The 20,309-nt window shown below is 56.4% G+C and carries 20 protein-coding genes and 1 pseudogene; 6 read left to right on the forward strand and 15 right to left on the reverse strand.

Annotated elements, in window-relative coordinates; translation table 11 throughout:
- Nucleotides 1-4 precede the first annotated feature (4 nt).
- A complete protein-coding gene (locus BA011_RS09715; protein ID WP_186806531.1) occupies nucleotides 5-1,096 on the reverse strand; it encodes a hypothetical protein in 1,092 nt (363 codons plus the stop codon).
- 114 nt (nucleotides 1,097-1,210) lie between these two features.
- Nucleotides 1,211-1,501: a helix-turn-helix transcriptional regulator gene (locus BA011_RS09720; RefSeq protein ID WP_151343417.1), complete on the reverse strand. Its 291-nt coding sequence runs from the start codon at nucleotides 1,499-1,501 to the stop codon at nucleotides 1,211-1,213.
- A 145-nt stretch (nucleotides 1,502-1,646) separates the two neighbouring features.
- Between BA011_RS09720 and BA011_RS09725 the strand changes: the two genes are divergently transcribed.
- Nucleotides 1,647-1,967, forward strand: a complete 321-nt coding sequence (locus tag BA011_RS09725) for a hypothetical protein (RefSeq protein ID WP_065280291.1) — start codon at nucleotides 1,647-1,649, stop codon at nucleotides 1,965-1,967.
- Nucleotides 1,964-4,000 (forward strand): AAA family ATPase, encoded by a 2,037-nt coding sequence (locus tag BA011_RS09730; protein WP_065280292.1) that lies wholly within the window; start codon nucleotides 1,964-1,966, stop codon nucleotides 3,998-4,000. The genes BA011_RS09725 and BA011_RS09730 overlap by 4 nt, the downstream gene beginning before the upstream one ends.
- Nucleotides 4,001-4,373: 373 nt before the next feature.
- On the opposite strand, the gene BA011_RS09735 is transcribed toward BA011_RS09730, so the two are convergent.
- Both BA011_RS09735 and BA011_RS09740 read right to left on the reverse strand, forming a co-directional pair.
- Nucleotides 4,374-5,708 carry an ISNCY family transposase gene (locus tag BA011_RS09735; protein ID WP_065279157.1) on the reverse strand — a complete coding sequence of 445 codons (1,335 nt, stop codon included), beginning with the start codon at nucleotides 5,706-5,708 and terminating at the stop codon, nucleotides 4,374-4,376.
- Nucleotides 5,709-6,041: 333 nt separating this feature from the next.
- Nucleotides 6,042-7,376 (reverse strand): ISNCY family transposase, encoded by a 1,335-nt coding sequence (locus tag BA011_RS09740; RefSeq protein ID WP_065280293.1) that lies wholly within the window; start codon nucleotides 7,374-7,376, stop codon nucleotides 6,042-6,044.
- Between the two features lie 363 nt (nucleotides 7,377-7,739).
- Between BA011_RS09740 and BA011_RS09745 the strand changes: the two genes are divergently transcribed.
- Complete coding sequence (locus BA011_RS09745) at nucleotides 7,740-8,114, forward strand: putative phosphothreonine lyase domain-containg protein (RefSeq protein WP_186806532.1); 375 nt, start codon at nucleotides 7,740-7,742, stop codon at nucleotides 8,112-8,114.
- Nucleotides 8,115-8,226: 112 nt separating this feature from the next.
- Here BA011_RS09745 and BA011_RS09750 read toward each other — a convergent pair whose 3' ends face one another.
- The 3 genes from BA011_RS09750 to BA011_RS09760 form a co-directional block, all read right to left on the reverse strand.
- Nucleotides 8,227-8,787 (reverse strand): hypothetical protein, encoded by a 561-nt coding sequence (locus BA011_RS09750; protein WP_065280295.1) that lies wholly within the window; start codon nucleotides 8,785-8,787, stop codon nucleotides 8,227-8,229.
- Entirely contained in the window at nucleotides 8,762-9,388 is a 627-nt protein-coding gene (locus tag BA011_RS09755; protein WP_151343419.1) for a hypothetical protein, read from the reverse strand. The genes BA011_RS09750 and BA011_RS09755 overlap by 26 nt, the downstream gene beginning before the upstream one ends.
- Nucleotides 9,389-9,582: 194 nt before the next feature.
- Nucleotides 9,583-10,098: a GNAT family N-acetyltransferase gene (locus BA011_RS09760; RefSeq protein ID WP_065280296.1), complete on the reverse strand. Its 516-nt coding sequence runs from the start codon at nucleotides 10,096-10,098 to the stop codon at nucleotides 9,583-9,585.
- 209 nt (nucleotides 10,099-10,307) lie between these two features.
- Between BA011_RS09760 and BA011_RS09765 the strand changes: the two genes are divergently transcribed.
- On the forward strand, nucleotides 10,308-11,660 hold the full coding sequence (locus tag BA011_RS09765; protein ID WP_065280297.1) for a DUF1254 domain-containing protein: 1,353 nt from the start codon (nucleotides 10,308-10,310) through the stop codon (nucleotides 11,658-11,660).
- A gap of 36 nt (nucleotides 11,661-11,696) precedes the next feature.
- The gene (locus tag BA011_RS09770) at nucleotides 11,697-13,157 is read left to right on the forward strand and encodes a DUF1254 domain-containing protein (RefSeq protein WP_151343420.1); all 1,461 of its coding nucleotides are present in this window, start codon (nucleotides 11,697-11,699) and stop codon (nucleotides 13,155-13,157) included.
- A gap of 255 nt (nucleotides 13,158-13,412) precedes the next feature.
- On the opposite strand, the gene BA011_RS09775 is transcribed toward BA011_RS09770, so the two are convergent.
- The 4 genes from BA011_RS09775 to BA011_RS09790 are packed head-to-tail and all read right to left on the reverse strand — an operon-like array spanning nucleotide 13,413 to nucleotide 16,928.
- Entirely contained in the window at nucleotides 13,413-13,898 is a 486-nt protein-coding gene (locus BA011_RS09775) for a ribonuclease H family protein (RefSeq protein ID WP_237352612.1), read from the reverse strand.
- 23 nt (nucleotides 13,899-13,921) lie between these two features.
- Nucleotides 13,922-15,121, reverse strand: a complete 1,200-nt coding sequence (gene arsK / locus BA011_RS09780; RefSeq protein WP_237352614.1) for an arsenite efflux MFS transporter ArsK — start codon at nucleotides 15,119-15,121, stop codon at nucleotides 13,922-13,924.
- A 24-nt stretch (nucleotides 15,122-15,145) separates the two neighbouring features.
- Complete coding sequence (locus BA011_RS09785) at nucleotides 15,146-16,555, reverse strand: FAD-dependent oxidoreductase (RefSeq protein ID WP_065280299.1); 1,410 nt, start codon at nucleotides 16,553-16,555, stop codon at nucleotides 15,146-15,148.
- 52 nt (nucleotides 16,556-16,607) lie between these two features.
- The gene (locus BA011_RS09790; protein ID WP_065280300.1) at nucleotides 16,608-16,928 is read right to left on the reverse strand and encodes an ArsR/SmtB family transcription factor; all 321 of its coding nucleotides are present in this window, start codon (nucleotides 16,926-16,928) and stop codon (nucleotides 16,608-16,610) included.
- Nucleotides 16,929-17,183: 255 nt separating this feature from the next.
- Here BA011_RS09790 and BA011_RS09795 point away from each other — a divergent pair, with 255 nt between their 5' ends.
- Nucleotides 17,184-17,912: a sulfite exporter TauE/SafE family protein gene (locus BA011_RS09795; protein ID WP_151343421.1), complete on the forward strand. Its 729-nt coding sequence runs from the start codon at nucleotides 17,184-17,186 to the stop codon at nucleotides 17,910-17,912.
- Nucleotides 17,913-17,968: 56 nt separating this feature from the next.
- Here the strand turns inward: BA011_RS09795 and arsH are convergent.
- From arsH to BA011_RS09815, 4 genes and pseudogenes are all read right to left on the reverse strand, one after another.
- A pseudogene (arsH, locus tag BA011_RS09800) lies at nucleotides 17,969-18,692 on the reverse strand (arsenical resistance protein ArsH).
- Nucleotides 18,667-19,098 (reverse strand): arsenate reductase (glutaredoxin), encoded by a 432-nt coding sequence (gene arsC / locus BA011_RS09805; RefSeq protein WP_065280301.1) that lies wholly within the window; start codon nucleotides 19,096-19,098, stop codon nucleotides 18,667-18,669. Before arsC ends, arsH begins: the two are co-directional and overlap by 26 nt.
- Nucleotides 19,095-19,796, reverse strand: a complete 702-nt coding sequence (locus BA011_RS09810; RefSeq protein ID WP_065280302.1) for an aquaporin — start codon at nucleotides 19,794-19,796, stop codon at nucleotides 19,095-19,097. Before BA011_RS09810 ends, arsC begins: the two co-directional genes overlap by 4 nt.
- A 3-nt stretch (nucleotides 19,797-19,799) precedes the next feature.
- Nucleotides 19,800-20,309: an arsenate reductase ArsC gene (locus BA011_RS09815; RefSeq protein WP_065280303.1), complete on the reverse strand. Its 510-nt coding sequence runs from the start codon at nucleotides 20,307-20,309 to the stop codon at nucleotides 19,800-19,802.

Genomic DNA, 20,309 nt, shown 5'->3' on the forward strand with positions numbered 1-20,309 from the left:
ACCGTCATAATCTCTGTGGCGTGGTACTAGGCGTCGTTTTAGTCGTCCCATCGACCGCAATTAGCACGCTCGCCCTCAACGATGACTTGATCCCGGACGTCATCAACTTTCGGAAGCGGGGATCGTAAAATGGCGACATCAATCGGACCCTTAGAGGGTGCGCATAGAAATCCTTGGTCTGTGGGAAAAACCACACATTCTTTAAACTCTCAGCCATCTCGATGAAGCCGTGAGGCCAGTTGATCATTGCACGACCCGCTACAGAAAGATTTTTCGCGCTGACCTCTCCGACAGCCGAAAAGTTCGACTGAAGCGCTCGACACACCCCAGTTTTGAAATCAAGCGCCTTCGCGGCCTGCACTATGAATTCGAAAAGATGCCCAGGGTTAAATTCGCGTAACTCGGGATGGAGAGCCGCACGTCCACGATCTACTCTTTCGGGATCGATGAGGTCGGTTACGAACCGGACGGCCTCCTCGTCGTCGAATTCTACAATGGGTTGGGGGTAGTCACGTAAATCGACCGAGGCCTTTCGACGGTCGTTCGGATCAAAACATTTGTGGCAAGAGCAAATGCCCTTTGTAGAGACGAAGGTTAGTCGGGCGCGGCAAACCGGGCATTTATCGAGCAACGTTTCGAAAGTTGAAGGATCGAACGTAAGTGACTTGATGTGCCAAATGGCCTTTTGATAGCCACCATACTTCAAAAAAGTTGGCGCGACCCGTCGATGACCGATAAGCTGATGGTACGGCAGATTGCTAGAAAAGAAGTCAAAGCTATCCCGGCCAGTTGACGGGTAAAGAAGCGGAGCAATATCGGACTGTCCCTTCCTAGTGCCCAGAAGGTCTCCGAGGCCATCTAAGGTGAGCCCCCACTTGGCTACCCCGTAATGTGAAAATCTTTGTTCGCGTTTCCCGCCAATAATCTTCATAATTTCGAAGGGGTAGTGGTAGGCATTGAGAGCGCTCGCTCTCAAAATCAGGTCTGCGGCTCCCTCGCCCGGCATAGGCTGCACAGATACTGCGAGTTTGCGACCGGCCAGGGCGTGGTGGCGACGAGCCGCCTCGCCATCTATAAGTCCGTACTGCTTAGCCATAAGCGGCCCCGCACTCCTCTCACCAATCGCGTGCAACATGACGGCCATTGGCCGCGCCGCGAATTGGCAACAGTACCCATTTGCACTTCGAGGGCGCGCAACGAAGTATGACCGTTACCCCTTTTTTGGGACGTCGTCCTCGGCTGGGTCCTCACCAGTCCGACCGGAAGGGGTACGCCAGCGCACGCCCACTCCATAGGCCGTGGTCGCACCGGTGAATTCCACCCCCTGATCCTCCAAGGCTCTCACAACGCTTGTAAGCGTTTCCAACATGACGTTCTGGCCCTCTTCGACACGGAGGAGTGTATGGCGCGATACCCCTGCTGCCTGAGCCAACTGGCTTTGTTTCCAGCCAACTAATGCCCGGCCCGCACGCAATATCTCTGGTGGATAATTAATCGCCATACAGCGAAAAACGCACCTTATCGAAAAATGTCAACATTAGCGACTTAATGTAGCACAATGTTGACATTTAGTTGCGTTTATTTAACAAGAAGTAGCAACGATTCTTTTCGCAGCGATTCAAATCAGAATCACCACGAGGTATTTCATGGCTAACTCGGCTTCCCCTCCAATTCCGTCCCCGCAGGAAATGATTGACGCCTACCGTCGGCTTGCTGACGACCTTGAAAGGTTTGCGGTGCTGGGTCCGAAATCCATCGTATCCAGCGCCACCATTTCGGACTGGGTCATCGCCAAGAGAGCCGTGCCTGTTCTTGTGGGGACCATCACCGGCCATCCGAACATTAAGAGCGGGAACGCCGGGTTTACTACCGAGATCGTCTTCTGGGATGAAAGGCAGAACCTCGCCAGGACTTTCAACCGCTGGTATCGCCTAGGACGTCCTCTTGAAGGAGGGCCCAACCAATGAAACCCCACACCCAGGACATGCTCGATGCCGCGATAGAGAACCTTCTAACAGCCACTACCGAAGTCCGTGTAGCGATCTCCAAATTTCCTGCCGAACTTAGCCGACGAGCCGCCCCAACTGCCCTGGCCAGCAGCCCGCGACGGTTTCTGGCTTTTTGCGCGTTCGTACGCCTGATGAAAAATCAGCAGCATTTCTTCACTTCCGAGACTTCAGTAATGGTGATCCAAGTTCCACGGGCTTGGCCGGTGGACGACTTCGACTATGTCGCAGAACTCGGCCTCAAGTCTGGAGGTCGCAGCTCCCTGCGGATTAAGGCTTTCTGCCATCCCCCAAGGACTAAAAAAGGGAATTGGGATTTCAGCCCTGGCGCATATCTGGACGCTCAGAAGGTAGTGGTCTTTCTCCCAAAGGGAGCGGAGCTGCACGCCGAGTTCAGGATAAGTGCAGACACGAACGTCGATTTGGAAATCCTTGATGATCGACATCTGGATAGCCTCGCTCGCCAACTGGACGTCGGCCCATTGTCCGAAGAATGCAAAGCACTTCTTCGCCAACAGGACCCGAGGTACTTAGATTCGATCTTCCGCAAAGGCCGCTCGGCACGGTCTGCGCTGGCAAGGGTCAAGGAATTATCATCAAAAGCCAGCAGTTCCCGGCGGGTCCTTCCGCTTACAACGTATGGCGCAGCAGGGACGTGGGGCCTCGATCTAAAACGCGATCTGGAACTCTGGCGGGCCGGTGCGCTTCACTGGGCCGATGTTGATAAAGGAGTTCTGCTGTACGGCCCGCCGGGTACCGGAAAATCCAGCTTTGCCGTATCCCTCGCGTCCGCGTGCGGCGCTCACTTGGTATCGGCCTCGCTTGCCAAATGGCAATCTCACGGTCATCTCGGCGACTTGTTGAAAGCGATGAGGATCGATTTCAATGAGGCGCGAGAATCCGCCCCGTCAATTCTATTCCTCGATGAATTCGATGCTTTTGGAGACCGCCGAAAATTCTCAGGAGATAATCAGCAGTATTGCAACGAGGTTGTAAACGCTTTGCTTGAAGCGCTCGATGGTACTGAAGGACGCGAAGGTGTTGTGGTGGTGGCAGCAACAAATCTGCCTGGACGTCTTGATCCTGCCCTCATCCGTTCGGGTAGGATAGAGCAGCATATTGAACTCTCGCCACCGAATGCGGAAGAGCGAGCCTCAATCCTTCGTTTCTACCTTCCTGAGTTGGCAAATTGCCTTGAGATAAGCCAAGCAGCAAGAGCGCTTTCAGGAAAGACGGGTTCGGACTTGGAACTTGTTGCGCGGAAAGCGCGACAGCGTGCGCGCATTGCGAATAGGGATTTAAAAATTGAGGACCTTACTGAGCACATCTCCGAGCGCATAAAGTTGGTCGGAGCCGATCTCTGGCGAATATGCATTCATGAGGCAGCGCACGCGTTGGTAGCGAAGGTACTGGAAGTGGGGACCGTCTCACGAATAGAGATTTTCGATCATACATCAGAAAACGAACGGTCACATGAAACTCACGGAGCGACTTGGATCGATGAGCCGGTGACACCGTTTAAAACTGAGAGGTACTTCCGAGGTGACATCGCTGTGGGTCTCGCCGGTATGGCCGCCGAGGAGCTGATATTCGGCTACCGCTCGACTACTGCTGGAGGATCACCAAGGAGCGACGTTGCGAAGGCAACTGAACTAGCTTCGCAAATGGTCACGAGGTTCGGGTTGGGCAGACGCCTCTCGACGTTTCCCGAAGGAATTGACCAGTCGGAAGGGGCCTTGTTTTCAATAATTCCTGACCTTCGCGCTGATATCGATCTCATTCTTGACGCGGAGTACAAGAGATCGAAGGAAATACTGGAGTCGCACCAGGAGGCGCTGATAAAAATCGCGGGCGCACTGAGGGACGAGAAATTCCTAGCGGGTGAGCGCCTTGCACAGCTGCTCAATCACCTATCCAGCGACGAAATTTCCGGATTTCAACAACTCTACCAAGGCAAACCAGGCCACCTAGTCCAACCGGGAACGTCGCCATGATCTAAGGCTCAGCTGGAACCGGATTGAAAACGGCCTCGGATGACGCGCGCAATTTCACGGGCATCATCCAAAGTCATGTGCGGAAAGCCAGTGTCCCGCTGCCCTACCATCTGAAGGAGACAAGCACTTGCCGCCTCCAGTTGAGCATCCTCATGAGGAATCGCCGCTCTTAACGCAGCTAGGTTAGTTTCCGTCCATAAACGCTGGTTTTCTTGAGCTTGCAGCGCACTTGGGTTCCGCTTGGTGGCCGCTTTGAAGCCATGCGGTGTGGCTCATGGGTGCTAATTGCGGCGGCCAGGATTTCTGGTGGACATGCGCGCATTGGCAACTGCCGGCGTCACGCCGGTCCGGTTTTGGCTGGCGACATGGGATGTCAGGTCGGCCTGAGGCGGGCGAAGAGGGCGAGATTGTATGCGACCACCGAGGACCAGACATAAGCCTTGAAGTGGTCGAGCCCACGCCAGGTGCAGCGCCCCAAGCCGTAGGCGCGTTTGAGGCAGGAGATGCCGGCCTCGATGCCGGCGCGGAAGTTGCGCAGCTTGCGATAGACCCAGCGGCTCTTGACCATGTCTTCGATCCTGAGGCCGCACTTCTTGTGGAAGGCCATGTCGCAGATGCCCCAGGCTTTGGCTCGGCTCAAATTATCGCGGCTGGCATAGCCGCCGTCGGCCGCCGCCTGACGCGGCGCCTCGCCCCAGATGCCGATGTGGCGTTCCAGCATCGGCAGCAAGCGCTCGCTGTCGGCCGGGTTGCCGGTTTCGACGACGAGGTCGAGGATCAGCCCGCTTGTGCCGGTGGTCAAATTGATCTTATGGCCATACTCGACGTCGCGGCTGCCTTTGACGATGATGTCGGCATGCGGCTCGAACAAACTGACCAGCTTGTCGCCAGCCGGCACCGCCTCGCCGGCCAGGACCCGCCGCTCGGTCTGGGCGATGATCCGTTCGATCAGCGGCTTATAGTGGCGGAGTTGGGCCTGCCAGAGTTCGACCGCCGGGCCCGCCGCCAAGGGCAGTTGCGCCGCCGCCTGTTCGAGATAGCTCAAGGTGGTGCGCGTGATCCTGAGCAGCGCGCGATAGTGCTGAACTCGTTTCGGACGACCGCGGGTAAATTGGATCGCCCGGGATCGCTTCTTCGCCGCGCGGCAGTGATCGTGCCATGAGATGGCGCTGCCCAAGGAAGCCGCCTGCTGCAACAGCCGCACCATCACCCGCACGCAGTCCCACAAAAGACTACTGTCGCTCGGTTCGTGCATCAGCGCCGAAGTGACGGTGCTGTCGATGCGCACGACCTTGCCGCGTTCCACCTTGTCCTGCCGGGCGCTCGTCAACAGCACGCGATTGATCGCTTCAAAGGTCCCGGCCCGGATCGCGCTGATCGTCTTGTGCAAGACCGACTTCTTCGGGTTCCACCCCCACGGCAGCCGGGCAAAGGCCCGGAACGAGGCGGAATCTTCCAGATGAAAGGCCAACTCCTCATAACTCAACTGACGGTGTTGTTTGAGCAGGGCGCAACGCAGCACGGCCTCCGCCGGCAGGCCCTCGCGGCCGGTCTCCTTGACGCCGTGGCGGCGCAGGTCCTGCGCTACCAGCCCGAGCAGATCACGATGCTCATCCAGCCATTGCGACATGGCTTTCAGCTCGCGGCCGATCTCGTGTTCGGCGAAAAGATCGAATATATTGGCTTGGACGGTGCGTTCTTGGCGCATTGTCGGCTCCGGCGGTTGCGGGTTTGTCTTTAGAATCAATGGCTTGATCTAAAGTATACCTGAAACCGCCGGGCTTTGCCCGTCGCAATATCGCTATTCCTCCAATAATTTCAGTGGTTTACCGTTTGTGGACGGGCACTAGGTTAGTTTCCGTCCATAAACGCTGGTTTTCTTGAGCTTGCAGCGCACTTGGGTTCCGCTTGGTGGCCGCTTTGAAGCCATGCGGTGTGGCTCATGGGTGCTAATTGCGGCGGCCAGGATTTCTGGTGGACATGCGCGCATTGGCAACTGCCGGCGTCACGCCGGTCCGGTTTTGGCTGGCGACATGGGATGTCAGGTCGGCCTGAGGCGGGCGAAGAGGGCGAGATTGTATGCGACCACCGAGGACCAGACATAAGCCTTGAAGTGGTCGAGCCCACGCCAGGTGCAGCGCCCCAAGCCGTAGGCGCGTTTGAGGCAGGAGATGCCGGCCTCGATGCCGGCGCGGAAGTTGCGCAGCTTGCGATAGACCCAGCGGCTCTTGACCATGTCTTCGATCCTGAGGCCGCACTTCTTGTGGAAGGCCATGTCGCAGATGCCCCAGGCTTTGGCTCGGCTCAAATTATCGCGGCTGGCATAGCCGCCGTCGGCCGCCGCCTGACGCGGCGCCTCGCCCCAGATGCCGATGTGGCGTTCCAGCATCGGCAGCAAGCGCTCGCTGTCGGCCGGGTTGCCGGTTTCGACGACGAGGTCGAGGATCAGCCCGCTTGTGCCGGTGGTCAAATTGATCTTATGGCCATACTCGACGTCGCGGCTGCCTTTGACGATGATGTCGGCATGCGGCTCGAACAAACTGACCAGCTTGTCGCCAGCCGGCACCGCCTCGCCGGCCAGGACCCGCCGCTCGGTCTGGGCGATGATCCGTTCGATCAGCGGCTTATAGTGGCGGAGTTGGGCCTGCCAGAGTTCGACCGCCGGGCCCGCCGCCAAGGGCAGTTGCGCCGCCGCCTGTTCGAGATAGCTCAAGGTGGTGCGCGTGATCCTGACCAGCGCGCGATAGTGCTGAACTCGTTTCGGACGACCGCGGGTAAATTGGATCGCCCGGGATCGCTTCTTCGCCGCGCGGCAGTGATCGTGCCATGAGATGGCGCTGCCCAAGGAAGCCGCCTGCTGCAACAGCCGCACCATCACCCGCACGCAGTCCCACAAAAGACTACTGTCGCTCGGTTCGTGCATCAGCGCCGAAGTGACGGTGCTGTCGATGCGCACGACCTTGCCGCGTTCCACCTTGTCCTGCCGGGCGCTCGTCAACAGCACGCGATTGATCGCTTCAAAGGTCCCGGCCCGGATCGCGCTGATCGTCTTGTGCAAGACCGACTTCTTCGGGTTCCACCCCCACGGCAGCCGGGCAAAGGCCCGGAACGAGGCGGAATCTTCCAGATGAAAGGCCAACTCCTCATAACTCAACTGACGGTGTTGTTTGAGCAGGGCGCAACGCAGCACGGCCTCCGCCGGCAGGCCCTCGCGGCCGGTCTCCTTGACGCCGTGGCGGCGCAGGTCCTGCGCTACCAGCCCGAGCAGATCACGATGCTCATCCAGCCATTGCGACATGGCTTTCAGCTCGCGGCCGATCTCGTGTTCGGCGAAAAGATCGAATATATTGGCTTGGACGGTGCGTTCTTGGCGCATTGTCGGCTCCGGCGGTTGCGGGTTTGTCTTTAGAATCAATGGCTTGATCTAAAGTATACCTGAAACCGCCGGGCTTTGCCCGTCGCAATATCGCTATTCCTCCAATAATTTCAGTGGTTTACCGTTTGTGGACGGGCACTAGGTTAGGATTTTGGGGCATCATCTGAAATTTCGCACAGTCTCGGACCATTAAAGGATCGGGCGGAATTTCGTCGACGTCAACCAGCCACGATACGCCGCTTGTCGTTTAACAGACCCGGCCAAGCGATTTCTCGTCGGGCCGCTAACCTCGGCTCTTGGTTATTTGGTCTCCGCGCCAAAGGCCAATTCTCAACGTTTATCACTTCGAGAGGAATGCGCCTTATGTGGCACGCTGCGATTTCAAAGTCGGGGTTCACTTCGCAAATCGGCGGTGACGACGACAAATTGGCGTCTGGTAAGTGGTTGGTTCCCATAGCCCTTGGCGATCCTGAAGGCATATGGCGGAAATTGGCGGAAGCTGCGGCTCATGGCGATCTGGCGGCTGTGAAGATTTCGTCAGCTAGGCTTGATGTGAAGCTCGGCCACCACCTCGTCTGTGCATACTGCAAAACTTCGCAGGAGAATGACGTAAGTGAGACACTGACGAAGCTTCGTAACCTCGGAGCTACAGGCGACCTACGCTACAAGTCTGACCGAGCGACCCTGCAATGCCGCGACGAATATCTATGGCATTCGACCGAATTGGAATCCATCTAGCTGCCAAATCACGGTATGGCGCGCGCGCGTTATCTCGCGCCAGGTATTTGGTTCTTCCGAAAATCGATCCTACGCCTATATTTCAATATTGATGTTTTCTCTTTGGTGGCATTCAGTTCTGATTCTCTAGATGTATCGCCTGCATTGGCTGAATGATGCGCAAGTTACTCTCTCCTTGCTTGTCAAAACCGATAGTATATTGACCACAATCTTTCAGTTGAGCCACGCTGTCGATGACTGCCGCCATCTGCGTCGGGTCCATGGCCTGCGCAACTATCTCGTTGTCGCTGGTGGTAAAGAATGTGGTGCCGACCGGCTCGTTGCCTTTGATTGCCTGTGCGACCTTCGTTTTGTCCCAACCATCCCACGCATTGCCACAGTTTGCCACCAAAGGGTTCTCGTCAGGAGATGGCGCATTTTTGCATTTGTTTTTTGTGGGAAGCAGTTTGTTGCGGTCGAGCGAAAACGATTCCCCGGAACAGGGCTTGAAGGTGACGAAATTTCCGGCGGTGGCTACAACAAAACCGATGACGCCTGACTCGTCCTTTATCTCATACGGTCCGTCGCCAACGACAATTTTTCTTCTCCCGGCGAGTTCAATATCGTCGCCAAATGACGGATGGGGCACCGCGAGAAGCACGATCAGACTAAGGCTGACAAATCTTCCGAACATTGATTTCCTCCCTGACCTTGTCTGCCGAATAAAGAATCTTTCCCTCATGGCTGACAGCAAAAAGCGTTCCCCTGTTACATTCATCGACATCACTGCGACACATCAAAAATAGTTGGCTCGGCAAACCTATTATCTGGCGAAGACGTCGGCCGTCTCTGCAAGCGTTATATAATTTTGCTGCCGGATCGTCCTTTCGCGCGTCGAGTAGAGGCACTACCGACTGGGATTTGTCACCTTTCCAGACATTGTCGCTCATATCACGAGCGGCTGTCGTTGCCGCTGCCTTTACAACGAAAAGAAGGACGACAACCAGAACCAGAGCGACAAGACCAAGTGACGCAGCCAGGCTGCGCAATATCTTCGCATCTTCCTTCACGTTGAATTCGAGCAAAAAACCCGTAAAGCCAAGGAGGACGATGGCGGCTATCGCGAAAATAACAGAACAAGACTGAAGTGGCACAAACGCATAGACGAGTACAGTTGTGAAGCTGACGTCGAACTGGGTCGCGTCAATCCCAAACTGGCCGAGATAAGATGTCAGATAGGCCCAACCACTGAAATAGATCAAGGCCACCGGCAGGGCGGCAATGAAGGCGTCCACCAACGCTGCTCTAACCGCCCCCACTTGTGGCCCCCACACCTGATAGTTCAGCCGAACCTTCTAGAAGCGTAGGTCGGCACGGTCCCTCGCCTACGTGTACTTCCCCCCGAAGTTCATGTCCAGATTGCTTCTGGCATGGCGCAGGCCCAGTTATCACGCCTGTGCGCGTTAAACCGATGCAGCGAGGAGTCCGGTCATTCGATAAACCGCATCATATAAACGGATGCCGTCATATTGCCCCACGGATCAACAAAATGACGAGGCACTGTCCCAACCTCTTGCCATCCAAGGCGTCGATAAAGGCGTTCCCCCGCCCCTCCCTGCGCCGTATCGAGCAAAAGAAGTGAACGCTTGTATTTGGTGGCCTGTCGTTCGACTTCGTGCATCAAAGCTTCGCCGATCCCTTGATTTCGGCGAGTGCTGTTGACGATGAGTTTATAGACTTCACCCCGATGCGGAGCGTTTGGCTCCGGCGACAAATATAGCTGGACCGTACCGACAAGTTTGTTCTCGACCGACGCGCAGATCAATAAGCGTTCTCCAGCGACGACCGAGATTGCCACATCGTGCCAGTAGTGCTCGACCGCGTTCATGTCTAATGGCAGGATATGGCCGACCAACGCGCCCTGATTGACCGCGTCGACCAACAGGCCCGACAATTGCTTAAGGTGCAGCGAGATGTCGGCCCGGTCAAAAACCTCGATTTTCATGCGCCACTCACATCTAAAAAGCGCATGCAACAACCCTCGCGACAACTTTGGAATACGTCAACCGTGGGCGATTTCTGGTCCTGTCTAGCAATGCCATCAATGACGCCTTTCGGCCCAACGCAAGCTTTTGACATAGTCCGACCGAAACTTCCTTGCCGCCCTTATGCGCGGAAGCTAGGTTACCGCCTTTAGTGACATCTGGAGGCCATATGTTTCAACAGCTCTTTATTGCATCAGCTCTGACACTGGGATTTACGTCACTCGCGGTGGCGCAATCGCCGACCTCCGAGGAGGTCCGTTCAATTGCTCAAGAGGCATATATCTACTCCTATGCTCCCATTGCGAGCTATCAGACTTGGTCAAAGCAGGCCACCGATCCGAAGTCGTCGGAATATGTTGGCGGTTTCAATACTTTCCGAAATTATTCGCAGGCCTTCACGCCCGACAACAAAGACATAGTCACCCCGAACAACGACACGCCCTACTCATGGGCGTGGCTTGATCTTCGTGCAGAACCCATCGTCCTTAGTGTCCCGGCCGTTCCCGAGGACCGATACTACGTCATGCAACTGATCGATCTCTTTACCTATAATTTCGGTTACGTCGGCGTTCGGGCAACGGGCTACAATGCGGGCAACTATCTGATCGCAGGGCCCAGATGGAAAGAAACCAAGGTTGAGGGGATTACCAAGGTCATCCGATCCGAGACCGACATCGTCGGCATTTTGGGAAGGACCTCTCTGACCGGGCCTGAGGACGTCGAGAACCTCAAGAAGATTCAGGCGCAATACAAGCTCACGTCGCTCAGCAAGTTCCTGAATGCGCCGTCACCGAAACCCGCACCTGAGATTTCGTTCCCTACTTACGATGCGGCCAAAGCGACTAATCACGACTTCATTGAATACATAAATTTTCTCCTGCAATTTACGCAGCCGACAGTGGGTGACGAGAAAGATATGATGGAGCGGTTCGCCAAGATTGGCATCGGTCCTGGCAAATCATTTGATTCCACAAAAGTCGATCCCGAAACTTTGAAGGCCATCGATGCTGGGGTCGAAGACGCCAAGGCTTCGATGAAGGAGACCGCCGCAAAGACATTGAGTTCAAACGGCCTCTTCGGAAACCGTGAGTTCATGCGTGGCAACTATATGACCCGAGCGATGGGTGCCCAGAAGGGGCTTTACGGGAACTCGATTGAAGAGGCCTGGTATGGCGGCTTCGTCGGTGACGGTGCAAAGCCGACCAAGCTTTACTTTGCGCCCGGTCAATTGCCGCCTGCCAAGTTCTTTTGGTCCCTGACTCTCTACACGTTGCCAGACCGGCTTCTTTACGCCAATGCATTGAAGCGTTACTCCATCGGCGACCGGACGCCGGGGCTTGTCTACGGCAAGGACAAGTCGCTGACGATCTACCTCGGTCATTCGTCTCCTGGCGCAGACAAGGACTCCAATTGGCTGCCGACGCCGGAGGGGAAGTACAGCCTGGTTGCCCGCGTCTATGGCCCCTCGCCCGAGGCTATCAGCGGGAACTGGACACTCCCTCAGCCCCAGCCAATCAACTGAGCGGCGCAATCCTATACAGATACAGGGGAGTTAGAGATGCCATCAATTCTAACGACGGTTTCTGCCGTCGCAGTCTTTGCCCTCTTAGCTGGAACGGCAGCGTCTAAGGACGCTTCGACAGTCAAGACGCCAATCGGCGACATACCGTTATCACTCGGACTACCTGCAGACAAAGCTACCGTCGATAAGCTCTTCGATGAAATGGATTTCCAGCGAGCGACACAGGCCTACATCTGGGCCCTGCCAATCATCGGTTTTGCCGAGTGGCAGGCCTCAACGAAGGAGGCACTTGGCGCTGGCGATACCGATCTGGTTATCTATCAAAGCGTCAAGGACAAACTGGGTATCCTGACGGCTAATGCTACGACACCCTATATCGGCGGCTTTCCCGACCTTTCGAAGACCGGTCCCTTGGTGATCGACTACCCAAAAGGCTCGACGGCCGGGGGCGTTGGCGATTTCTGGCAACGGCCGATCACAGACATGGGCGAGACCGGTCCGGACAAAGGCAAAGGCGCGAAATACCTGATTGTCGGACCAGGCCAAAAAGCCCCGGACCTCAAGGGCGCTATTGTCATTCATTCCCCGACCAACAATGTCTTCTTCGCCTTCCGCGTGCTCGATCCTGACCCCGCAAAGGCCAAGGCATTGATCGCGAGTGTTCGCATCTACCCGTTTGCCGACCGCAAAAACCCAAAGCCGACTGAATTGATCACGCCCGATGGTCGTGCCTGGAGCCAGGTTCCGCCGCGCGGATTTGCCTACTGGGAAAGGTTGAACGATATCGTCCAGCGGGAGCCGGTGTTGGAACGCGACCGGATCATGATGGCTATGCTTCGGCCACTTGGGATCGAGAAGGGAAAACCGTTTCAACCCGACGAGCGGCAGAAGAAGATACTGACTCACGGCGCGGTGATGGGTGAGCTTATGGCTCAGGCCAATTCGTTCAACACCCGTGAGGAAGGAGCACGCTACCGTCCAGACTCGAACTGGGACTATGTGATTATGTTCGACCCCTTCCAGGAAGCGGCGACCTACACCCAGCTCGACCAGCGAGCGAAATACTTCTATGAGGCGGTGACAACCACCAAGGGGATGGTCACCAAGACGCCCGGCGTCGGTCAAGCCTATCTCTCCGCGCACTCCGACGCCGCCGGAAACTGGCTCGACGGAGCCAAGAACTATTCATTGCATGTGCCCGCCGATGTTCCGGCAAAATTGTTCTGGTCTGTAACGGTCTATGATTCCCTGAATCGCGTCCTGATCGACAACCCGCAGCACATCGCCGACAAATCATCAAGGACGGACATCGTCAAAAACAGCGATGGATCAGTCGATCTCTACTTTGGCCCAAATGCTCCGTCCGGGCATGAGAAGAATTGGATACCGACGATTCCCGACAAGGCCTGGTTCGCTTACTTCCGCTTTTATGGTCCGCTACAGCCGTATTTCGACAAGAGCTGGAAGCTCAACGACATCGAAGAGTTGAAGGGGTGACGTGGATCGTGGACGGCACGCCTTCGCAATCAGGCAGAACGGTAGCATCGGCGGCATCGGCTTTGTCGGTGGGTTTCGAATCTCAGAACATCGGTTCGCATCAAGTGCAGTGACCGCTGTGGCACAAACAGCGGAAGCTCGCTCTCTTCCGCTGTTTGTGCATTTGGGACCTCAGCCAAGGTCGCGAAGTGGCTCGAAACGACCGTTCGCTTCCCGCGAGATACCGCCATTCGCAAATCACGCACGTTGGCCACTCTAGATCGAAAGGCATCCGTTTCCCGCGAGTTCATCCGCGCGTTCGTTGCCTTCGATGCCAGAATGACCTTTGCACCAGGCGATTGTCACCAGCGGGTTGGGTGACAGTTGAAGATCGATTGCCTTCCAAAGTTCTGGATTGGCGATAGTTCGGCTTCGGGCATTCGCATTCGGGACAATTTTCTTCCAGCCGTTGGTCTTCCAGATATGTCGCCCGCTGTTGCAGCCTTTAACTGCGTAAAGGGAATCGGACCAGATGATCGCAGATTCACCCGGAGCGTTGGTATTGACCCACATCGCTGCCTTGAGCAGGGCGATCAACTCCATCGCGTTGTTCGCTGAATCCCGGACACCACCGAAGTCGGCCGCGATTTCCACGGCATCGCGGTAGGCGATGAATGCCCACCCTCCTTGCCCGGAACTGGGTTCAGAACAACCGTCCGCGAAGACGTGAAGGCCATTTGAGGTTTCCGGCAATAAGCGCACACTACCTCCACGGGCGGGGAACTTCAGGCGCTCAGTGGTGATGTGATTATCCTTTGCCTCACGATCAATGGAATCGCCAGGAACGCCATTGCCCCAACCATACCGATCAAGCCAACGATCCACAAAGAGGGAACGATACCTATGGCGGACATCGATGCCGACATGGAAACCGGCGCAATGGCCGACGTGAATTGTTTCGCCGAGGTGCACCAGCCTAAACGCTTGCCGTAACCTTCGCGGCCGAACAGTTCCAAGGGCAGTGTACCGCCGACAATGCTCGTCAGACCTGAACCAAGCCCCATGCAGATTGCGAAGACAACCGCCCCCACAATCCAAGGCGATGTAGGGAGTAGGATCGCAAGGCCGAGGGGGAGAAAGAGCGTCGCGATTACCGCGAGCCAGGTTTGGGAAAGTCCGCCGCCGAACAGCAAGTTGACGAAACGGCTCGCGACCTGTGACGGTCCGAAAAGCGAGGCAATGTAGATTCCGGATGCGCCAAGGCCCAGTGCCAGTGTCAATGGAACCATATGAACCAGGACTGCCGACAGGGCATAACCTTCGATTGCGAAGCCGATTAGCATCAGGACGAATATCAATTGCCCCTTGGACGACGGCGTGGTCGACGACACAGCGGATGTAGAGGATTGCGCGGACTGTTCGCCTGCAACCTTCGAGGAGGATAGCCTGGCAAGCCAAAGGTGGATCGGAAAGCATATGCCGATATTGAGCAGCGCAAACAGGAGATAGACCTGCCGCCAGGACATCCAATCGTGAAGCCAGGATGTCAGCGGCCAGAACACCGTCGAGGCAAAGCCTGCGATCAGGGTTAGATGCACAATCGATTTCTGCGCTTTTCTACCGCCGATTTGAACGATGGCTACGAAGGCGGTGCTGTAGAGCACTGTTGCAGAGACAACCTGTGTCAGGGCGAGTGCCAGACAGAAGGTGATCGGTCCTGGTGCGGCGGCCGTTAAAAGGAGCGAGATTGCGGCCCCGACCGATCCAAATGCCATCAATTTTCCGGCCCCGATGCGATCAGCCCAATGACCGGCAGTTGGCGCGATCAAACTTCCGGCTAGGAGCGAACCCGAGAACGCACCGAAAACCCATTGTTCACTCCACCCAAGTTGCCGGGCAATGTCCGGCACGAGGATGCTGAAAGCGTAGAAGAGGGTGCCGTACCCGATGATCTGGGTGAGACCGATTCCCCACAGAGCTGACACTGGCAGTTTCCGATCATCCATTGCTCAGGCGCTCTCAGTAAGATGTTCGGTAGCATCGGACCTTGGTCCGCAGCCGCATCCAGATTTGCCTTCCGACTTTGCCGTGGCATCGGCAACACAACACGCATCGACTTCAACAGGGACCGGTCCACCGCAGCACGAACCCACGTCCTTGCTCCCGAGGTCGACGCTGCAGACGCCGGTTTCGGGGAGAACCAATTGGACAATACGGGCGGCGATGTGATCGCCTGCGATTTCAGCAACGACCGACCGCACCTGTTCGTAACCCGTCTTCATCAGGAATGTCGGCGCACGACCGTAGGACTTCGAACCGACGATGTAGAAATCCTTCTCCGGATGCTTCAATTCCTCAATGCCGTGAGGCGGTACGGTTCCGCAGGAATGGAAATTAGGGTCAATGAGCGGGGCCAGCGCTGGCGGTGCTTCCACAGCTGGGTCCACCTCGATCCTCAGTTCGCTCAGGAAGGAGAAATCTGGACGAAACCCGGTGGTGACGACGATCTGGTCGATGTCCAATTCTGCCAGCTGTGTTCCAACCCTCGCCGTCAGATGCACCCTACCCTCTTGCACCCGGACCTTTTCGGCGGAGAACGAAGTCAGCATCTGCAGGCGACCCTGATCCATGGCCTTTTTCGCCGCGAGGCCCAGCGCTCCGCGTTCCGGCAACTGATCGTTCAGGCCGCCACCGAGGAGGCGCTCGACGCCGTGGTGCCGCAGCGCCCAGAGAATTTGGGTCTTCGGATCGACATCTTGCAGGTCCATGAGAGCGATGGCGACATTGATGGCCGAATGACCGCTGCCAATCACCAGCGTGCGTTTGCCAAGGAACTCGTTGCGGCGAGTGCCGAGAACATCGGGAATGCCGTATGAAATCCGGCTGAACGACGCGATTTCTCCCGGAACGCTAAGACCGTTGATTCCCATTGGATTGGGTTGGGTCCAGGTTCCCGAGGCGTCGATCACGGCCCTGACGAGCACGTCATGCTCGCCAGTCTGATCGGTATATCGGATAACAAACGGCGCATTGTCACGATTGCCAGACGAAACCTTGTCGAGGCCGTGACGGGTGATCGCGATCACTGTTGCACCCAATTTCAGGCCAGACGCAATCTCCGGCACGGATGCCAATGGGACAAGATATTCTTCGACGATCTCCCGGCCGTTCGGCAGATTATCCGGTTGAGGTGCGTCCCATCCGTGCCGGTCCAGAAGAACGCGTGCCGCATCATCGATATTGTATTTCCATGGCGAGAAGACCCTGACATGTCCCCAATCAAGCAGCGCCGCACCCACCGTATCGCCACGTTCGAAAACGAGTGGTTGAATGTTACGGGCGACAAGGTGAGCGGCGGCGGTAAGTCCGACAGGTCCCGCGCCTATTACGGCAACGGGGAGTTCATTCATGACAGTCATGCTTATCTCTTTCTGTACTTCCAGAATATTCGAAATTTTGAAAAAAAGGGGATCAGGCGGCGACTTCTTTCGACTTTGTCCCGCACTTGGCATCCGCGCAGCATTCGTTCACGAGGTACCCAACCAGAGCATCCATATCGCGATAGTTCGTCGTGCAGATAAGTGTCGTCGCCTGCCGCTCCTGGATAACCAGTCCGGTATCCACGAGCTTCTTAACGTGGTGCGACAGCGTTGAACCCGGGATGTCCAGTTTTTCCTGCAACTGGCCGACCGGCAAACCTTCGTCACCTGCACGGACCAGCATTCGGAAAATCCGAAGACGGGTGACATTGCCGAGAGCTTCAAGCTGGGATGCTGCTTTTTCGATGATCATGGAAATAAACTAAAACGGCCACGGCGCTGTCGTCAAGCGGTATTTCGACATTTGCCGAAATATATGGGGCGATGGTGGCTGGTTCCGCGAGGAAAAATACCGTCAACCACAGGTACGCTCATCGCCCGAGTGCCAATAAACGGGTACAAAGCGAAATGTCCAACGGGATACGACGATTATGGCAGACGGACTGGCAAATGATGCGACGCAGCGCAAGCTTCCAATGGCTTTTGGTGGTGGGGGATCATTGGCGCATTGGGCGGATTGATTGGCGGCGGCGCGGAGTTTCGTCTGCCACTCCTCATTGGCTTGTTCAATTTTGGCGCATTGGAAGCCGTGATCCTAAACAAGGCAATGAGCCTTGTTGTTGTCGCCTCAGCCCTGCCATTCCGCGCCGCGACTGTGCCTTTCAGTGCGATTACCGCCAATTGGTCAATCGTCGTAAATCTGTTAGCTGGCAGCCTGCTCGGGGCTTGGTTCGGCGCGGGATGGGCAACACGCCTGAAATCGGAAACGCTTTACAAGGTCATCGCCGGGCTTCTTGTTGCTATCGCGGTGGTGCTCGTGGTCGGGCATGACGCGACAGCTGGACAACCCTTATTGACCGGATCGCCTCAACTTGTAGCGGGCGTTGTTGCAGGCTTGATCATCGGCATCGTTGCCTCCTTGCTCGGTGTGGCTGGCGGTGAGTTGCTGATCCCGACGCTCGTGCTGTTGTTTGGTGCGGATATCAAGCTCGCGGGAAGTCTGTCCCTGGCCGTGAGCTTGCCCACGATGCTTGTCGGTTTCACTCGCTACAGTCGCGACCAGAGCTTTTCCGTACTTGGCCGCAACAAGGTGTTTCTACTGGTCATGGCAGCAGGGTCGATAGTCGGCACGTTCATCGGCGGGCGGCTGCTCGGCATTGTCCCGAATGGTGTCCTGCTGCCAGCTCTTGCGGTGATCCTCTTGGTCTCAGCCGTCAAAGTTTGGCGACACGCGTGAGTCGTATGCACCGGTCCCGAGTGATGTGATCACACAGGATCGGCGGACATAATCCGTTAAATGGCTTTGAGTTGCACGCGCTTTTCCAGCTTCTCTGCATCCTCCTTGCGCTCGCTATACCGGTCCGTCAGGTAAGACGAGACGTCCCGCGTCAACAGCGTGAACTTCATCAGTTCCTCGCAGACGTCGACCACACGGTCGTAATAGGAAGACGGCTTCATTCGCCCGTCTGCATCGAACTCTTGAAACGCCTTGGCGACAGAGGATTGGTTCGGAATGGTGATCATCCGCATCCAGCGCCCGAGGATGCGCATCTGGTTGATCGCATTGAACGATTGCGACCCCCCGGACACCTGCATAACCGCCAGCGTCTTGCCCTGTGTTGGACGTACCGCGCCAATCGAAAGCGGTATCCAGTCGATCTGGGTCTTCATGATGCCCGACATCGCACCGTGCCGCTCGGGGCTGACCCATACCTGGCCTTCCGACCATTCAGAGAGCTGACGAAGTTCCTGCACTTTGGGATGGGATACGGGTGCCATCCGGCAACGGCAGGTCTGTAGGATCAAACACTCTAACTTCGGCTCCGAAATGTTCGAGTAAACGCCGAGCCTCATGAGCGAGAAGACGGCTGTAGGAAACTGATCTCAACGAACCGTACAAAATCAGGATGCGCGGCTTGTGTGTCGAAAAGGCCGGTCGGAGGGCGTCCAGATCGAGGCTGCGAAGATGTTCGGAAACGGCGGCAGGCAGATCAGACAATGCGCTTTCCCTTCTCATCGAGAATGGCCTCACCGTCTTCCTTGACAAATGGTCCCTTAAAGCTCTCCTCGGGCAAAATATCCAAGACAAGCTCAGAGGGCCGACTAAGCCGGGTGCCCAATGGCGAGATGACGAAGGGGCGGTTGATCAGGATCGGATGTTCGAGCATCGCGTCGAGGAGCTGTTCATCCGCAAGGTCTGCGTTATCGAGACCGAGTTCGGCATAGGGTGTGCCCTTTTCGCGAATAGCCTCGCGGACGGTCAGACCAGCGTCTGAAATCATCTTGCTCAGCTGTTCGCGGGTCGGTGGCGTCTTGAGGTATTCGATAACCAGGGGCTCGATGCCTGCGTGCCGAATGAGGTCCAATGTGTTGCGGGAGGTGCCGCAGTCGGGATTGTGGTAGATGGTCACGTCCATGGTCATTTGGCCTTTATTGGATTCGTGTGAATTGGGGATGCGGACGTTTCCTGCATGAGCAACCACCCGGCGACAGCCGTCGCCAGTAGTGCGCCAACGACTTCCGCGACAATAAACGCTGGAACGTCTGTGGGTCTGATGCCAGCAAAAGTATTCGACAGTGCGCGAGCGATTGCCACGGCTGGATTGGCGAACGAGGTTGAGGCGGTGAACCAGTAGGCAGCGGTGATATAGAGGCCGACCAGCCAAGGAATTGCATCTGACCGAAAGCGGAGACCGCCAAGGATCGTAAGTACCAGGCCAAAGGTCGCAACAATTTCAGCGAGCCACTGCCCCTGCCCGGTTCGCACTGTCGTCGAAATCTCCAGGATCGGTAACTCAAACATCGAATGCGCTAAAAACGATCCAGCAATCCCGCCGACGATTTGCGCTGCGATATAAGCGATGGCTGCTTGCGAGGCTATCTCGCGCCGCAGTCCGAAGACCATGGTCACGACCGGATTGAAATGCGCCCCGGAGATCGGCCCAAGAATGGTGATCAAGACTACCAGGATCGCCCCTGTTGGAATTGTGTTTCCGAGGAGCGAGACGGCGACATCATCCGATAGCCGATCCGCCATGATCCCGGAACCGACCACCGTGGCGACCAGAATGGCGGTACCAAGGGCTTCAGCGACCAAGCGCCGCTTGAGATCGTATGCCACTGGTCAACCTGCTTTCGGGATGTTACGCCCGATCTCGTCGAGGCGTTTCTGTAAAGCGAGCTTATCCAGGCTGACCATCGGCAGGCTGACGAAGATGGAAATTCGATTGTTCAGCATTCGATAGGTGTCAGCGAATGCAAAGTGTCGCTCGGCTTCGGTGCCTTCGGCCGCTGCCGGATCAGGCACGCCCCAATGCGCTGTCATCGGCTGACCGGGCCAAACCGGACAAGCCTCATTTGCCGCGTTGTCGCAGACGGTAAATACGAAATCCATCTGCGGAGAGCCGGGTTTCGCGAACTCCTCCCAATCCTTGGAACGGGCGAACGATGTGTCGTAGTTCAAGCCCTTTAACAGCTGTATCGAGAATGGATGCACCACGCCTTTCGGGTGCGAGCCTGCGGAGAAGGCTTTGAATTTGCCTTGACCAAGTCGGTTGAGGATAGCCTCGGCAATGATGGAGCGTGCTGAATTGCCCGTGCACAAGAAGAGCACGTTATAGGTCTTGTCGGTCAT

The organism is Rhizobium leguminosarum (genome assembly GCF_001679785.1).
In the GTDB taxonomy this organism is placed as follows: Bacteria; Pseudomonadota; Alphaproteobacteria; order Rhizobiales; family Rhizobiaceae; genus Rhizobium; species Rhizobium leguminosarum_R.

What these genes read in the sequence shown, in the direction of transcription:
- BA011_RS09715 (WP_186806531.1), bottom strand. Translation starts at nt 1,096, where the DNA reads ATGGCTAAGCAGTACGGACTTATAGATGGCGAGGCGGCTCGTCGCCAC.
- BA011_RS09740 (WP_065280293.1), bottom strand. Translation starts at nt 7,376, where the DNA reads ATGCGCCAAGAACGCACCGTCCAAGCCAATATATTCGATCTTTTCGCC.
- BA011_RS09730 (WP_065280292.1), top strand. Translation starts at nt 1,964, where the DNA reads ATGAAACCCCACACCCAGGACATGCTCGATGCCGCGATAGAGAACCTT.
- BA011_RS09720 (WP_151343417.1), bottom strand. Translation starts at nt 1,501, where the DNA reads ATGGCGATTAATTATCCACCAGAGATATTGCGTGCGGGCCGGGCATTA.
- BA011_RS09735 (WP_065279157.1), bottom strand. Translation starts at nt 5,708, where the DNA reads ATGCGCCAAGAACGCACCGTCCAAGCCAATATATTCGATCTTTTCGCC.
- BA011_RS09760 (WP_065280296.1), bottom strand. Translation starts at nt 10,098, where the DNA reads ATGAAAATCGAGGTTTTTGACCGGGCCGACATCTCGCTGCACCTTAAG.
- BA011_RS09765 (WP_065280297.1), top strand. Translation starts at nt 10,308, where the DNA reads ATGTTTCAACAGCTCTTTATTGCATCAGCTCTGACACTGGGATTTACG.
- BA011_RS09785 (WP_065280299.1), bottom strand. Translation starts at nt 16,555, where the DNA reads ATGACTGTCATGAATGAACTCCCCGTTGCCGTAATAGGCGCGGGACCT.
- BA011_RS09815 (WP_065280303.1), bottom strand. Translation starts at nt 20,309, where the DNA reads ATGACCGACAAGACCTATAACGTGCTCTTCTTGTGCACGGGCAATTCA.
- BA011_RS09750 (WP_065280295.1), bottom strand. Translation starts at nt 8,787, where the DNA reads ATGTTCGGAAGATTTGTCAGCCTTAGTCTGATCGTGCTTCTCGCGGTG.
- arsC (WP_065280301.1), bottom strand. Translation starts at nt 19,098, where the DNA reads ATGACCATGGACGTGACCATCTACCACAATCCCGACTGCGGCACCTCC.
- BA011_RS09745 (WP_186806532.1), top strand. Translation starts at nt 7,740, where the DNA reads ATGTGGCACGCTGCGATTTCAAAGTCGGGGTTCACTTCGCAAATCGGC.
- BA011_RS09725 (WP_065280291.1), top strand. Translation starts at nt 1,647, where the DNA reads ATGGCTAACTCGGCTTCCCCTCCAATTCCGTCCCCGCAGGAAATGATT.
- BA011_RS09790 (WP_065280300.1), bottom strand. Translation starts at nt 16,928, where the DNA reads ATGATCATCGAAAAAGCAGCATCCCAGCTTGAAGCTCTCGGCAATGTC.
- BA011_RS09770 (WP_151343420.1), top strand. Translation starts at nt 11,697, where the DNA reads ATGCCATCAATTCTAACGACGGTTTCTGCCGTCGCAGTCTTTGCCCTC.